Source organism: Halopseudomonas pelagia, assembly GCF_009497895.1.
In the GTDB taxonomy this organism is placed as follows: Bacteria; Pseudomonadota; Gammaproteobacteria; order Pseudomonadales; family Pseudomonadaceae; genus Halopseudomonas; species Halopseudomonas pelagia_A.
This window is the reverse complement of record NZ_CP033116.1, coordinates 1,816,261-1,831,089: the sequence shown is the minus strand read 5'-3', so window position 1 is coordinate 1,831,089 and position 14,829 is coordinate 1,816,261. Positions and strand designations below refer to the sequence as shown.

General features: G+C 55.3%; 12 protein-coding genes, 1 tRNA gene and 2 pseudogenes. 6 read left to right on the top strand and 9 right to left on the bottom strand.

The window, feature by feature from the left end; genetic code table 11:
* Window positions 1-515: 515 nt before the first annotated feature.
* Window positions 516-1,469 carry a LysR family transcriptional regulator gene (locus EAO82_RS08700; protein WP_231703312.1) on the bottom strand — a complete coding sequence of 318 codons (954 nt, stop codon included), beginning with the start codon at window positions 1,467-1,469 and terminating at the stop codon, window positions 516-518.
* Window positions 1,470-1,574: 105 nt separating this feature from the next.
* On the opposite strand from EAO82_RS08700, the gene EAO82_RS08695 reads away from it, so the two are divergent.
* From EAO82_RS08695 to EAO82_RS08685, 3 genes are read left to right on the top strand one after another with little or no spacing between them, the layout of a single operon-like run.
* Window positions 1,575-2,798 carry an argininosuccinate synthase-related protein gene (locus tag EAO82_RS08695; protein ID WP_096344953.1) on the top strand — a complete coding sequence of 408 codons (1,224 nt, stop codon included), beginning with the start codon at window positions 1,575-1,577 and terminating at the stop codon, window positions 2,796-2,798.
* Window positions 2,799-2,807: 9 nt separating this feature from the next.
* The gene (locus EAO82_RS08690) at window positions 2,808-3,569 is read left to right on the top strand and encodes a 2OG-Fe dioxygenase family protein (RefSeq protein ID WP_096344954.1); all 762 of its coding nucleotides are present in this window, start codon (window positions 2,808-2,810) and stop codon (window positions 3,567-3,569) included.
* Window positions 3,562-4,488, top strand: a complete 927-nt coding sequence (locus EAO82_RS08685) for a DMT family transporter (protein ID WP_231703311.1) — start codon at window positions 3,562-3,564, stop codon at window positions 4,486-4,488. The genes EAO82_RS08690 and EAO82_RS08685 overlap by 8 nt, the downstream gene beginning before the upstream one ends.
* 480 nt (window positions 4,489-4,968) lie before the next feature.
* On the opposite strand, the gene istB is transcribed toward EAO82_RS08685, so the two are convergent.
* The 3 genes and pseudogenes from istB to EAO82_RS08670 all read right to left on the bottom strand — a co-directional run bounded on the left by istB (window position 4,969) and on the right by EAO82_RS08670 (window position 8,101).
* Window positions 4,969-5,724 (bottom strand): IS21-like element helper ATPase IstB, encoded by a 756-nt coding sequence (istB, locus tag EAO82_RS08680; RefSeq protein WP_123891502.1) that lies wholly within the window; start codon window positions 5,722-5,724, stop codon window positions 4,969-4,971.
* A 14-nt stretch (window positions 5,725-5,738) separates the two neighbouring features.
* Window positions 5,739-6,932, bottom strand: a pseudogene (gene istA / locus EAO82_RS08675) (IS21 family transposase); the annotation flags it as partial.
* An 18-nt stretch (window positions 6,933-6,950) separates the two neighbouring features.
* Window positions 6,951-8,101, bottom strand: a protein-coding gene (locus EAO82_RS08670) for an IS3 family transposase (protein WP_096345893.1) whose coding sequence is annotated in 2 segments (ribosomal slippage) — window positions 6,951-7,858 and window positions 7,858-8,101 — 1,152 coding nt in all. Because the reading frame shifts where the segments join, the coding sequence is not laid out codon by codon here.
* Window positions 8,102-8,281: 180 nt separating this feature from the next.
* Between EAO82_RS08670 and EAO82_RS08665 the strand changes: the two are divergent.
* A pseudogene (locus EAO82_RS08665) lies at window positions 8,282-8,542 on the top strand (integrase); the annotation flags it as partial.
* Between the two features lie 203 nt (window positions 8,543-8,745).
* Here EAO82_RS08665 and EAO82_RS08660 read toward each other — a convergent pair.
* From EAO82_RS08660 to mobA, 5 genes are all read right to left on the bottom strand, one after another.
* Window positions 8,746-10,176, bottom strand: a complete 1,431-nt coding sequence (locus EAO82_RS08660; protein ID WP_096344619.1) for an IS1182 family transposase — start codon at window positions 10,174-10,176, stop codon at window positions 8,746-8,748.
* 310 nt (window positions 10,177-10,486) lie between these two features.
* The gene (locus EAO82_RS20800) at window positions 10,487-10,645 is read right to left on the bottom strand and encodes a hypothetical protein (protein ID WP_174958799.1); all 159 of its coding nucleotides are present in this window, start codon (window positions 10,643-10,645) and stop codon (window positions 10,487-10,489) included.
* 195 nt (window positions 10,646-10,840) lie between these two features.
* The gene (locus EAO82_RS08655; protein ID WP_096346287.1) at window positions 10,841-12,073 is read right to left on the bottom strand and encodes a tyrosine-type recombinase/integrase; all 1,233 of its coding nucleotides are present in this window, start codon (window positions 12,071-12,073) and stop codon (window positions 10,841-10,843) included.
* 168 nt (window positions 12,074-12,241) lie between these two features.
* Window positions 12,242-12,318 (bottom strand) — tRNA-Pro (locus EAO82_RS08650).
* 85 nt (window positions 12,319-12,403) lie between these two features.
* A complete protein-coding gene (gene mobA / locus EAO82_RS08645) occupies window positions 12,404-12,982 on the bottom strand; it encodes a molybdenum cofactor guanylyltransferase MobA (RefSeq protein WP_096346035.1) in 579 nt (192 codons plus the stop codon).
* A 72-nt stretch (window positions 12,983-13,054) separates the two neighbouring features.
* Between mobA and moaB the strand changes: the two genes are divergently transcribed.
* Together moaB and glp are read left to right on the top strand one after the other, a co-directional pair.
* Window positions 13,055-13,603 (top strand): molybdenum cofactor biosynthesis protein B, encoded by a 549-nt coding sequence (moaB, locus tag EAO82_RS08640; protein ID WP_096346036.1) that lies wholly within the window; start codon window positions 13,055-13,057, stop codon window positions 13,601-13,603.
* On the top strand, window positions 13,600-14,805 hold the full coding sequence (gene glp, locus EAO82_RS08635) for a gephyrin-like molybdotransferase Glp (RefSeq protein WP_096346037.1): 1,206 nt from the start codon (window positions 13,600-13,602) through the stop codon (window positions 14,803-14,805). Before moaB ends, glp begins: the two co-directional genes overlap by 4 nt.
* Window positions 14,806-14,829: the final 24 nt, after the last annotated feature.

Here is a 14,829-nt window from a genome sequence, read left to right as displayed (position 1 = left end):
CCATCGCAGTTGATACACTTGTCCCACAGGGCCCTCAACGACCAGCCCCGGAAAATACCAAATCACGAAAAACCTACTGAACGATTTAGCCAATGTGTTGCATCGACCGATTGAAACCACATTGGATCGCTGCCGATCGCATGCCCTCTAGCGTAAGATATCGATTTCGGCAAAGCAGTGGTTGAGAGTGAGGCAAACTTCCCATGAGTGAATCGGTACGGACGATTGTGAAATGCCAAGATCCCGGCGATGACACCGGCGATGTTATTGTAGAGCTCCCGCCAGACGTCCTTGCAGGGATGGACGTCTGTCTCGGTGATTCACTAAATATCGAATTGATTGACGGCGCGATAGTTCTCAGACCACTCAGGCATGCTGAAACAAAATCCTGAGAGAGCTGTTGACCGCCGGCAGTAGAAGGCGCAATGCAATCATTCGCGATCTCATTTGCTCGCATCAGCTTTCGGCAAACCTACCCGACCGACCACCCACAGTGGTCTTGATCGAAGGTCCATTCAGCTCTGTCGATGCGGAGACGAAGCTGAATCCTTCGGTGAAGCAATCTGAGCTACAAGATAGTCGATTAGTACCCGGCATTTGGGCGATAGGTATTTGTTCGGCTGGTACAGAATCCAGGCCATGCCAAAATATGAGGTCACATAATGCCAATCTGGCAAGACATGGACGATACGACCTTCGTTTAGCGCCTCCTGGGCCATGAAGAGTGGTAAGCAACCGATACCCAAATCCTCAAGAACTCCATCCAGCCGCGCCTCACTATGATTGGTCACAAAGCGCCCGGTCACCGAGACGTTGACGCAATCGCTGGTCACCTTGTGGCGAAGTTGCCACCGGTTATCGCTTGGGATCTCCCCAAGATACAAGCAGCTGTGTCGAGCCAACTCACCAGGATGCTCTGGGACACCATTAGCGGCTAAGTATTTCTCGGTCGCACAGAGTACATGGCTGACGTTTTTCAAAGGTCTTGCTGCCAAGCCAAGTGGTGGCATATCGGTGATCTTGATCATGAGATCCAGATCGTCACTGATCAGGTCCACAGGATTGTCCGTGAGCCTCAGCTGCACGTCGATATCAGGATACAGCCTAAGAAAAGCAGGAATGTGAGGCCCCACCAGCTTTCTTCCAAATGCTTTAGGGACACTCAGCTTTACCAGACCCTGCGGCGTGCTATTGAACCGAGTCGCTACCTCCATCACTGACTGGCAGGACTCAACAAGGTGACAGCACCTCACATAAGCCTCCACACCTGCTTCAGACAATCGAAGCTTTCGTGTTGTGCGCTCGAGCAGCTTGACTGAAAGGGCTGCTTCCAAACTGGCGACCTGTCGGCTAACCGCTGAGGATGTGGTACCCAATCGTTCTGCAGCTGCGGAAAAGCTTCCACACTCGACTACTTTCACGAAAACAGCCATGTAGGGCATCAGACCCATGTATTGATTCGTTCTCATGGCGCAAAACTCTTATGTGGAAAGCCCGATTGTTCCCTCTTCGCTGCATCCTGACAATGCTTTCTCTGCAGCGATTGGCTGCATATACGAGCAGAGGGAAGCAGTATGGAACATTTCAAGGAAGTACGGAGTTTGGAAGATCTGGAATATCTGACGGGACGATGTGAACACGTGCTCACTTTGTTCAGCGGCGGAGTCGATAGCAGCTACCTTCTTTACAAACTGGCGTCATGCGCTTTCAAGGTAACCGCCTTGGCCATCGATCTTGGTGATGGGACCAACCTGGAGGATCTGCAGCAGATAGCCCAACACTTCGGGGCCGATTTGCGCGTTGTGGATGGGCGGCGTGCATTCGTTGACGATGCTGTGCTTCCGGCCATCCAGGCATGCGCGCAATACATGGGCATTTACCCTATCAGCTCGTCGCTGTCTCGACCGATCATTGCGAAGCTCGCCGTCGACATGGCCGAACGGCTTGGTTGCGACGCCATCTTGCACACCGCTAACCAATCGCAGAACAGCCTACGGCGGCTCAATGGCGCCTTAAGACAACTCCGCTTCTCAGGATATACCGGCTCCCCTTATGAGTATTCAGCTTTCAGCCGGGAAGAAAAAATTGCCGCTTTAAGTGCTGCCGGCTTGTGTCGCTTTCAGGCCCGGGGGATTAGCGGGGATGCCAATCTTTGGGTCCGGGAATATGAGTCAGGTTGCCTGGATAATCCCGAGAACTTTGTAGCGCCAGAAAGCATTTATAAATGGACCGCCGCGAATCAGGTCGCTGTTCACCATGAAGTCCAGATCTCGATGCTGCAAGGCCGGCCGGTTGCCTTGAACGGCCTCGCTACGCCTTTGATCGACATGATAGAGCAACTGAACCTGATCGCCGGCAGCTTTGGGATAGGCCGGTATAGCGGTCTTGAGCACCTGCAGGGAGGTGAGAAGGTTCTTGAGGTGCGGGAGGCACCTGCAGCGACAATCCTACTGGCTGCCTACCGGCACCTGGAGACAGCCACGCTGGATGCGGAACTGGTCCGTGAAAAGCTCTCAATCGAACAGCTATGGGTTCGAGAAGCGATCGAGGGCCGATGGTTTGGAAATCTTCGCAGCGCAGCGACCAGCTTCATTAGCGAGACCGCAAAGCATGTGTCCGGAACGGTCAGCTTTCGTCTCCGGGCAGGGGCCGCGGACCTTGCTTCGATCCGTGCAGAGCATCCCCTCTACCTTACCGATAGGGACCAGTGGGAAAAAGATGTGGCTCGCCAACGGGGATCGCGCGGCTTGTTTGATCTTCAAGTACCCGCCCCATCAATTTGCGCCGCGACCGCTTAGGAAAACGCCATGAATACGGTTGAAATTGAGAAGTCGTCTATCAGGCTGGACTCGAAAGTAGCGGAGTCTTGCGCTGCAGCACTCAAGGACAAAGGCTGGGTTTTCGTACCTGGCCAGCAATGGAAGAACAGCTTTTCGCTTAGCCTGGGGCAGTGGTCTGGTTTCGCGGCGTATTGGGACAATCTGATGTTGGATACCCATATGGGAGATAACGGCAGGTACCGATATCGCCGCTATAGTTCATTCCAGGTTACACCTAGTACGGGTCAGATTTTACCGAACCCACACGAGCCGTATATGCAGCCAAAATCGGTTAACCCCCTGAACGGCGATACCAAGCGGTATTATTCGCCTCTTGAGCAGGGGCTTGTCACCCACCCCTTCTTTGAGTCGCTGCTTCTGGGCCTTGGGCAGATCTACGATCAGGCATCGGGCAAAAATGAAGAATGGAACGTTAAGCTACACCCATACAGAATACGTGCAGACCAAAGTTCACCGGGTATGCCGACACCGGAGGGCTTGCACCGCGACGGGGTGGATTTCATTGCAATGATGCTAGTAGACCGGGTGGGGGTTGAGGGCGGCGTCACCACGATAACCGACAACAACCGATCGTTCCTTTTCTCCAAGACAATGACTTCGCCCATGGACATCATTCTCGGGGACGATCACAGGGTCATGCATGAAGTTTCGGCGGTTAACAGTCCTGTCCTGTCCGGCTATCGTGATGCCTTGGTTATCGCTTTTGCGCGAGCCACCCTTCATGAATAATCCGACCCGGCTATCAAAAATGGCGTTCGCTCGACATGCTGAGTTTATGCTGCTGGCAGTAGCCATTGTCTGGGGAACCAGCTACGGCGTAGCGAAGGGAGCTCTGGTCTTTTATCCGGTGCTCGGTTTTCTAGCGGTGAGGTTTCTGCTCACGTTTTTCTTGCTGTTACCCTCGCTCAAGGCCCAGCGGCCCAAGGACCTTTTGCCGGGTATACCGCTGGGCTTGGTACTACTCACGATTTTTTTGTGCGAAACCTTCGGAGTAGCTATCACAACAGCCTCGAATGCTGCCTTCTTGATCAGCCTGTGCGTTGTCTTCACACCGCTGGTCGAGTGGTGGCTGTTCAAAGAACGCCCGCCTAGCAGCTCGCTCATTGCCGCGGGTATATCCTTAGCCGGAGCCTTATTGCTCACACAGGCTGCAGATATCGAAATGAACCTGGGAGACTGTCTCATGATTGCCGCAGCAATATGCCGGGCATTTATGGTGTGCTTAACCAAGAGATTCACTCAGCACAGCGAAGTGTCTGCTTTGGCGCTGACTGCAGTTCAGACCGGCGTAGTGGGGGTGGGGTGTCTAGCCGCCTTCGCATTGTCTCCAGGCCTGATGCCGGAATTGCCAACGGAGCCGTCGTTCTGGTTCGCGACAATCTACCTGGTGCTGTTCGGCACGTTGTTCGCGTTCTTTGCGCAAAACTATGCCGTGAAGCGCACAACACCGACTCGCGCTTCCCTTCTAATGGGGTCAGAGCCGCTTTTTGGAGCCCTCTTTGCAGCGCTCTGGCTGAGCGAGCAATTGAGCGCTACAGCGTGGCTAGGAGGGATTCTGATAGTTGCCGCTTCGCTCTGGGCGAGCTGGCCGCGCAACTCGAAAGAAATTCACTTAGAAGTAAAGCGTAGCAGCTTGGTTGATTCCTAAATCAGCCTTGTTGCGGAGGCATTTTACCCCGGCACATCGGGGTAAATATGCCCGGTACAGACGACGCCAGTGCTTATGTTGGGGTTTGGTATCAGGGATTTCCGAGGAGCACGGAAATCCTGATTGACAGGCCTTTTCACCCGACTGCTATACAGATGTCGCCACCTGCCCTCTTCAAAAGCTCGGCTGGTTTGGAAAGGGATAACTCACCGTTCACGTCGCTCTACACAATCCTATTAACAGCTCGCCCAGAACTCTGTGGCTTGTAATGCTGTTGGTATGGTCCGCGCAGCAGCTTCTCCCACGGATACCAGGTGGTACCTTGGAAAGCTTCTGCGTGCTCAAAAAACCCCGCTCGTGCATCGTCCTTGTAGACACCTTGATAGCTGCGTATTCCGGCGAACGTGACCGGTCATACCGGTGATCGTGACCGATTTGCACACGGCCTTCACGCTGGAACGGGTTTTGTACTCTGAGCGGTCACGATGGGTCAATCGATACCGCGTTTTGAGCGTTAGCCTTTCTCAGTGATTCTCCCTTCAGATTGAGCCGGTGGGCGCCGTGCAGGAGCCGGTCCAGGATGGCGTCGGCGAGCGTGGCGGAGCCGATGTAGTCGTGCCAGTGTTCGGTGGGTAGCTGGCTGGCAATGAGCGTTGAGCCACGTCCATGACGGTCCTCGATCACCTCCATCAGATCCTGTCGTTGCTGGGCATTGACCTTCTGCATGCCCCAGTCATCCAGGATCAGCAGATCGGTTTTCAACAGCTGCGTCATCAGGCGGGCGTAGCTGCCATCGCCGTGGGCGATCCGCACTTGCTCGAACAGCCGTGGCACCCGCAAGTAGCGGACGGATAGCCCTTGGCGGCAGGCCTGGTTGCCCAGGGCGCAAGCCAGCCATGTCTTGCCACAGCCGGTGGGACCGGTGATACACAGATTCAGCGATTGACCGATCCAGTCACAGCTGGCCAGGCCTGCCATACGGGAACGTTCCAGCCCTCGCGGGTGGCGATAGTCGATGTCTTCGATGCAGGCCTGCACGCGCAAGCGAGCAGCCTTCAGTAGCCGGTCCAGCCGACGGTTCTCCCGGTGCAGCACTTCCCGGTCTACCAGCAGGGCCAGGCGCTCCTCGAACGCCAGGTCATGGGTTGCGGGCTGCGCCCGCTGCTGTTCCAAGGCGTCGCACATGCCCGTTAGCTTGAGGTGGCGCAGGGTGTTGAGTGTGTTGTGAGTCAGCATAGGTCTCTCCGGGATCAGTGGTAGTAATGCGGGCCGCGAACGTTGGTGTGCGCCGGCAGGTCGGTCAGGTCACGCTCATCGTCGGCCAGAGGCAGCGGGAACTGGTCCAGCCCCTGTTTCAGGATCGAGGTGATGCTCTGGTAGCTGGCCGAGTTGATCGACAGCGCCCGGGCACAGGCTTGTTCAAGGCGTTCACGGCTGTAGCGCCGACTGAGACTCAGCAATCCCAAACAAGCGCGGTAGCCATGCTCTGGATGAGGGCGGTCCTTGAGCTGGCTCTGCACCACCTCCAGCGTGCCGGGGCCGATGTCCTTGGCCCAGTTGAGGAAGCGCTGCGGCGACCAGTCCTTGTGGGCCTGATGCGCCTTGGGCATGTGTTCGGTCAGGGTTACGAAGCGGCTCTTCCCGTGGCGGGGATGTAATGCCACCCGCTGGCCCTTGTGCATGACCTCCAGGGCGGTATCCGTTAACCGTACGTCCAGAACCAGCCCCACCAAGGCGTGAGGTACGCTGTACAGGCGTTTGTCGACCTCGATGTGGTAGTCGATGCCTGGCCTGGCCTTGCGCCATTCGGCGTAGGTATAGGGCGCTACTGGCAGAGGCCGCAGTGCCGGTCGATCAAGTGCGTCGAACAGGCTCTGACGGCTCTCGGTTCGACCCTGGAACAGGCGCTGGTTCAGGGCTGGTAGCAACGCTGCAATGGCGGCATTGAGTTCGGCCAGGGAGAAGAACATCTGATGCCGTAAACGGGCCAGGATCCAGCGCTCGACCAACAGCACCGACGTCTCGGCCTTCGCCTTATCCTTGGGCTTGTAGGGCCGTGCTGGCAATACCGCCGTCTGGTAATGGCAGGCCAGCTCAGCATAGGTCTCGTTGATCGTCGGACTGTAGCGGTCCGCCTTGGTCACCGCCGCCTTGAGGTTATCCGGAACCAGCAGTTCCGGTACCCCGCCAAAGAACCTGAACATCCTTTGGTGGGAGGCGATCCAGTCTGGAAGGCTCTGGCTCCAGGTAGCCTCGGCGAAGGTGTAACTGGACGCGCCCAGCACTGCCACAAAGACCTGGGCCTTGCGCACCTCACCGGTAGAGCGGTCCACCACCGGCACAGTAGGGCCGCAGTAATCGATAAAGATCTTCTCGCCAGCCCGGTGGACCTGTCGCATGCTGCGGCGCTGCCGGCCACGCCAGAGCCGGTAGTGGTGGCAGTATGAATCGCCCCGGATTTTCTAGACACTCGCCAGACTCTGGTAGTGACGCTTTTCGTACTCGACCGGTGACAAGTCACCACTCGTGCCGTGCCGGCGCCTTGGGTTATAAAACATCTCAATGTAATTGAATACGTCTTGCCTTGCAGCTTCGCGCGTTGGGTAGATCTGCCGCTTGATCCGCTCCCGCTTGAGCAACTGAAAGAAGCTTTCAGCGACGGCGTTGTCATGGCAGTTCCCGCGGCGGCTCATGCTACCCACCAAGTGATTCGCTTTCAGGAAGCTCTGCCAGTCACCACTGCTAAATTGACTGCCCTGATCCGAATGAACCATGACACAGCCTTGTGGTTTACGACGCCAGACCGCTGCTAACAGCGCGTCTAGCGCTAAGTCAGACGTCATGCGCGGCTTCATCGACCAACCGACGACCTGACGAGAGAACAGGTCGATCACCACGGACAAATACAACCAGCCTTCGTAGGTGCGGATGTAAGTTATATCGGTTACCCATGCAACATTGGGCGCCGCCACATCGAATTGGCGATCCAAGTGATTGGGTGAAACCACCGCAGGCTTGCCACTGTAATGACCGCGGCGGCGGCGATAACCCGTTTGTGAGCGCAACCCCTCGCAGCGCATGAGACGGGCTACCCTGTGCTTACCGCAAGCCTCGCCAGCTTCACGAAGATCCAGATGAATTTTGCGATAGCCATACACACCGCCGCTTTCCAGCCATGAGTGTTTAATCTGGCCTAACAACCGCTGATCTTCACGAGCACGATCAGACAGCTTGTTGCGACACCAGGCATAGTAACCACTGGGATGCACTACCATCATCTTGCACAGACGGCGCACGGGGTACAGGTCCACTTGGCTCTGAATAAACGCGTACCTCAATCGGACTCTCTGGCGAAGTACGCGGTGGCCTTTTTTAAAATATCTCGCTCTTCCGATACACGTTTGAGCTCGGCCTTCAATCGCCGATTTTCAGCCTGGAGATCATCATCCTGCTGCCGCTGGGCGGTGGGCTTATCGTAGCGCTTGAGCCATTGATACAGACTGTGTGCCGACACGCCCAATCGAGCGGCGACTTCAGCAACGGAGTGGCCTCGGTCAGCCACCTGTTTAACGGCTTCAATTTTGAATTCTTCGGTGTAGTGTGGGTTGCTCATTGGACCTCCTCGGTGCCTCGATTATAAGGCCTGGAGGTGTCTACGAAACTAGGGGCGATTCAGGCTGAGTATTCTTAATTGCCGCTTTTCTCTTCACGGATGTGATCGACTGCTTCTGGCCGGTTAGCGCTTTTTGCCATTAAGGGTCATGGTTATCCTCCATAACGTGGAGGACAAGCCATGAACACCAGTGTTGCTCGTGAACCCTGGAATAAAGGCAAGCTAGTCGGGCAGAAAGCGCCGCTTCGACTCAGAGATATTTGGTCTATTCGAGTAAGGCTCCAAATTGCTGAGAAAACTCGAGATCTAGCTCTTTTCAATTTGGCAATCGACAGTAAGTTAAGGGCCTGTGATTTGACGAAGCTCCGGGTGCGCGACATCGCCCATGGTGCACAAGTATCGTCTCGGGCAATTGTGATGCAGCAGAAAACTCATCGACCTGAATCGCTACGAACTTCGTAGACACTTTGACCGGCCGCTTGTGGCCCAGAGTGTGTAAAAACACTTTTCGCATGTTGGATGACTAAGCCCAGTGCTCTTGGGCGAGGCGATTTTCCGGACATTTGCCAAGATCAGTGTCGATAGCGCGTCAGAACGTGTATGGAGCTCTTCGGCATCTCCTGGAGCAGTAAAAGCTGAGGCTTTTACGCCGCCATCGCCTTCAGCAAGCCTTCTGTACCGATGATTTTCATAACCCGCTTCATGTTATAGGCGAGCACATTCAAGCTCATCTCCGCACTCACCCCGTTCAGTTTTCGAGTCAGGAAGTGTGTCGCCCCCATCCATTGCTTGAGCGTCCCGAAGGGATGCTCAACAGTCCGCTTTCGAACCTTCATCATCTCTGGTGCTCTGGTCAGCCGTCGCTGCATTTCCTCAAGCACAGCTTCATGCTCCCAACGCTTTACTCGACGATTTGTGCTTGGTGTGCACTGGCTTTTCAGCGTGCAACTCTGACACTTTGAACTCCAGTAGCAATGCATATTCATGCCTTTCTCAACGCTGGAAAATCGCCAGATCAGGGCCTCTCCCGCCGGGCACGTGTATTCGTTTCTGGTCGCGTCATACACGAAGGCATCTTTGTTGAATCGGCCATCAGCTTTGGCGCTTGAAGTCATCGGCTTCGGCACGTAGGCGGTGACGTTTGCGTCGTAACAAGCCAGGATTTCTTCGCCTTTGAAATAGCCTCGGTCGGCAACTACCGACAGCGTTTCTACGCCGATGGCTTCACGAGCCTGCTTCGCCATTGAACTGAGTTGGTCACGGTCAGAACCTCGGTTGGTGACCTCGTGAGCAACGATCAAATGGTGCTGCGTGTCAACAGCCGTCTGTACGTTGTAGCCAACGATCCCGCTGCCGCGCGTCATCATCGAACGGGCATCCGGGTCGGTCAGCGAAACCTGTTTATCTGGCGATTCGTTGAGCTGTGACTCAATCCCCTGAAGCTCTTTCATCTGTGCTTTGAGCTTGGCGATTTTATCTTCCAAGCTCACCGTATCTGGTTTAGAGGCGCTAGGTATCTGGCGATCAGCCGCATCGAGTGAGGCCAAATAACGGCTGATGCTCGCCTCGATTTCTTCCATGCGCCGCTTCAGCTTCGCACTAGTGAAGTTCCGGTCGCGGTTGTTAACCGCCTTGAATTTACTGCCGTCAATGGCAACCAGGTTTTCGCTAAACAGCCCCAACTGCTGGCAGAGCAAAACGAACTGACGGCAGACGCCGCGAATAGCTTTGCTGTTGTCTTTTCGGAAGTTGGCGATGGTCTTGAAGTCGGGCATCAAGCGACCTGTTAACCACATCAGCTCTACGTTGCGCTGGGCTTCACGCTCCAGACGACGGCTGGATTGAATGCGGTTCAGGTAGCCGTAGATATAGATCTTCAGCAGGATCGCAGGGTGATAAGCAGGCCTGCCGGTTTCGGCTGGAATCACACCATCGAAACCCAGTTTGGCTAGGTCGAGTTCATCGACGAAGACATCGACCACGCGCACTGGATTGATATCGCTGACGTAGTCGTCGAGGCTTTCGGGAAGCAAGGTGCTTTGACCTCGGTGTTCACCCTGGATAAACCGTTTCATTGATTTCCCTTACAATGAGATTCTCAGAAATTATAGCAAGGGTCTGAGATAGCGTTTTTACACACTCTGGGCCGGAAGCAGCCCTTGGCCAACGGCTACCTTGCCAGATGGCGACGGCCTAGTTTCAACCGTCGCAATTCCTGTTCAGACCGCTTTCTAGATACCTGAGGGAGCATCTCCCGCGTCGTGTGGCCTTTTAGCGCTGCACGGCCATAACCCCTCGCTCTGTGACATCCTGGCTTACCGCAGCGTGTGAGTGACGTAGGCGGTCGGATCGAGAGAATTAATACATTGCAAAAGAAGCAGACGACTATCCCCCACCCAACGATTGCTCAATCGCTTCAGCCAAATCACGAAGTGCATCGGAAAGCCGGCTATCCTCCCGAGCATCACCGGTAGCAGGCTCGAAGCTCTTCGCGTGACGAAGCAACGCCTCTGCGTCATTTGTATTCAAATCCAGTTGGATCATGGCATCAGCTTCCTCGGATACAAGCAGAGATTTTGAGCGCGCAAGTAGTAAGCAAAATTATTTAACCCTGAAAATCTTACAGTCAAACTCCTACCCCAAACCTACCCCAAACCAATTTTTGAGCAAAAAAAGACCTGCCATACAAGGCAAGCCTTTGATTTTACTGGTGCCGGCACCAAGAGTCGAACTCGGGAACTACTGATTACAAGTCAATCGATAATCGTCAGCTAGCTGATGCAGGTGCTGCGAATACCACTGCATCATCTTTGTACGCTGCTTTATGTATATAGCCTTGTTGTAATCACCAGCCACCCCTTTTTCAAAATGGTTCAGCTGTGCTTCGACATGCTGCTTGTTAAAGTCGTTCTCATTAAGGCATGTAGACATGACATGTCTGAAACCGTGCCCTACCTGACGCCCTTCATATCCAAGCCGTCTTAGGGCCATGTTGAAAGCCATGTTACTCAATGGTTTCGACTGGTCATGCCGACCAGGGAAAAGAAGCTGATAGCCGCCACTGATTTTCCTGAGTTCTAGAAGATCAGCCATCACCTCCTTTGAAAGGGGAACCAGAAGCGCTCTGCCCGACTTGTTGCGTTCTGCAGGAATTTCCCAAAGCGCCTTCTTTAAATCAAATTCCGACCAAGGAGCTTCGCGCAATTCAGTAGGCCGAACAGCTAATTGCATTAAGATCGACAGCCCATATCTGATCTCCGGGCTAAATCTCTCCTCAGACATCTCTTTGATTTTGTATACCAATTCAGGCAGATCGTCTGGCGGCACGTGGGGATAGTTTTTGGATGTGTGCTTGTAAAGCTCTTCTTCAAGTCCGTCGACGGGATTGCTCGTGACCCTTCCGGTCACCTTGGCGAGATTGTAGACCCCTCTACATGACCGCCGCACATTCTCTGTCTGATCCAGGATGCCCTTCTTCTGCATTTTTTGAAAAAAACGGAACCATTCAAGCGGTGTTATTTCCCGGAAATCTCGTTTACCCATTACCGGGAACACATGCAGTTCAAAAGCTCCCATCACTCTTTTTTGGTAGCTTTCTCCCCAGCGATCCTTTCTCCCTTCGAACCAGTCCAGGGCGAGCATCTTAAAACTCGACTCAGCAACGTTCTTAAGATCGGCTTTTAATTGGTTTTTCTTCGCTACAGGATCGTGGCCGTCAGATATCTGTTTTCGATATTTTTCCGCAAGCTCCCGAGCTCGGCTGCCGCTTACGCTGGGATAAATGCCAAGGCCAAGCCAGCTCCATTTACCGTCGGTACGTTTGTAACGCAGCTCCCAGGCTTTTTTGCCATCAGGCTTGACCTTGAAATACAGATTATTGCCGTCCTGCTCGCGATAGAGTTTCGGCTCTGGCTCAAGATTGCTGAGAACCGTGTCAGACAGGGGCCTACGCTTGATATCCTTGCGCCTCATGTATGCTATCTCTTGAAGAATGACTGAGAGTTACAGCATACACGTCAGCATACAAGAGAGATAGCTACTACTGGAAACAAAGGGAAACGCCTGGAAATGCAAAAACCCGCACTAGGCGGGCTTTTTCAGGCTTCTGGATACGTAGGGATACTACCAGAAACAGAGTATTGGTCGGGGAGACTGGAATCGAACCAGCGACCTTCTCGTCCCGAACGAGACGCGCTACCAGGCTGCGCTACACCCCGATCATGTGGTCGCATTTTACCGCGCGATATTATTTTCTCAAGTATCTGGGCGAAAAAATATTCAGTGCCAGCAGAGGCTTAGGAGTTATTGCCAGTCTTCAACACGATTGGCATTGTGCAGCCGCGGGTCATCCGCGGCCAGGGCCAGGATGCCGTGGGCCTGGCCCAGCATCCAGCGCAGAGGGCTGCGTTGGCCCTGCTTCCATGCCAGCTGCAAATCAGGCAGCACATTACGCGGAATCACTGAAACCAGTGGTTGCCAGGTTTCGCTGGTTTTGATCAGATTGGGGATGCACGGCTTACTTGCCGCATGCTCTATCAACTCTATAAGCAGAGCTTGATCCAGATGCGGTAGATCGCAGGGTACAACAAGCAGATGGCTGCCTTTGCATGCGTTCAGCCCACTGAGAATACCCGCCAGCGGGCCAGGATAATCCGGCCCCGGATCGCTCACCAACTGATCGGCCCAACTCTGATAAAGCGCATGATTGCGATTACAGCTGATGATCACCTCACTCACCAGCGGCCTGATCAGTGCTATTAGGTGCGCCGCAATCGGCTGCCCTTGCCATGGCATCAAGCCCTTGTCACGACCGCCCAGACGGCTGCCCTGCCCGCCCGCCAGCAGCAATAAGCTAAGCTGTTTGTTGCTTATCACGCTCATCGGTCGTTCTCCGATTACCTAATGCGCTGTGTTATAACACTGGCCGCATTGTCTGCCAAAGGAACGCCTCACATGACCCATAACGAAGCAACCTTCTCCCCATTGAATATCGCCATCCTGACCGTCAGCGACACCCGCACGCTGGAGACCGATACATCAGGCCAGGTGTTGGTCGACAGCGCTACCGAGGCCGGCCACCACGTCGCTGATCGTCGGCTGCAACCGGACGATATTTACCGCATTCGCGCAGTAGTCTCAGACTGGATCGCACGCCCAGAAGTACAGGTGGTGCTGATCACCGGCGGCACTGGCTTTACCGGGCGCGACAGCACGCCAGAGGCGATCACGCCGCTGTTGGACAAGATGGTCGATGGGTTTGGCGAGCTGTTTCGCCACGTCTCCTGGGAGGAGATTGGCACCTCTACCTTGCAGTCCCGCGCGCTGGCCGGGCTGGCTAACCGTACCCTGGTGGTTTGCATGCCCGGCTCGACCGGGGCCTGCCGAACGGCCTGGGGCCGCATACTCAAAGAGCAGCTCGATAGCCGGACACGTCCGTGCAACTTTGTTCAGCATCTGGCCATTGATCCGAGCATGGACTCGACCTGCGGTAGCCGCTCGTGAGTTTGCTGCCGGTTGCCGACGCCCTGCAGAGATTGCTGCAGGCCGCCTCGGCGGAAGCGCCGCAACCTGCTGAGCGTGTGCCACTCGCCAACGCGTTGAACCGCATTCTTGCTGAGCCCCTACACTGCGCCCATGACGTACCGCCCTGGGATAACAGTGCCATGGACGGCTACGCATTCGCCTCCAGGGATCTGGCTCAGGCGATGAGTGCAGGACTTCGCGTCAGCCAGCGCATTACCGCCGGTATGGCACCTGCACCTCTGGTGCCCGGCACCTGCGCACGGATTTTTACCGGCGCGCCGATTCCGGCCGGCGCTGACTGTGTTGAGATGCAAGAGAACGTTGTATTGGAAGCTGATATGGCGCGGTTCAGCCAGGCAGTCAGCCCTGACCAGAATGTACGGCCTGCCGGCCAGGATATACGCCAGGGGGACGTGATCATGCAGGCCGGCCAGCGGCTTCGCGCGCAGGATCTGGGCGTGATCGCATCAGCAGGTATTGCCGAAGTTCCTGCGCGTAGTGCATTGCGCGTGGCGATTCTGTCAACCGGGGATGAGTTGGTCGAGCCTGGCCAGACGTTAGGGCCGGGGCAGATATTCAACAGTAATCGCTACACCCTGATCGGCTGCCTGCAGCGCATGGGGCAGACGATCATTGATGGCGGCATTTTGCCGGACGACCCGGACCTGACCATCAGCCGATTGCAGGAGCTAGCGGAGCAAGCCGATATAATCATCAGCTCCGGCGGCGTATCCGTTGGCGAAGCCGACTATCTGGGCATGGCGCTCAGGGAGCACGGCCAACTGGATATGTGGAAGCTGGCAATCAAACCGGGCAAACCGTTTACACTGGCGCGTTTTGCCGATGTGCCGGTGCTCGGCCTACCAGGCAACCCCGCCGCAACGCTGGTGACTTTTCTACTGCTGGTCCGCCCCTATCTACTGCGCCGGCTTGGGGTGGAGCACACCGAACCACTGCAATTGCCGGTACCTGCGGGGTTCGAATCGAGCACGACGGGGAATCGCGATGAATACCTGCGTGCGTGCCTGCAGAACGATCAGGTCGTGCCGGCGGGTAATCAGAGTTCGGGGGTATTGAGCAGCGCCAGTGAGGCCACCGGGCTGATATTGATACCGGCCGGTTCCGTGGTAAAGCTCGGCCAGCCGCTGGCGTTCTTTCCTTTTGACGGACTGTTTCAGTAATAAAAAACCCGCACCGGCTTGCGC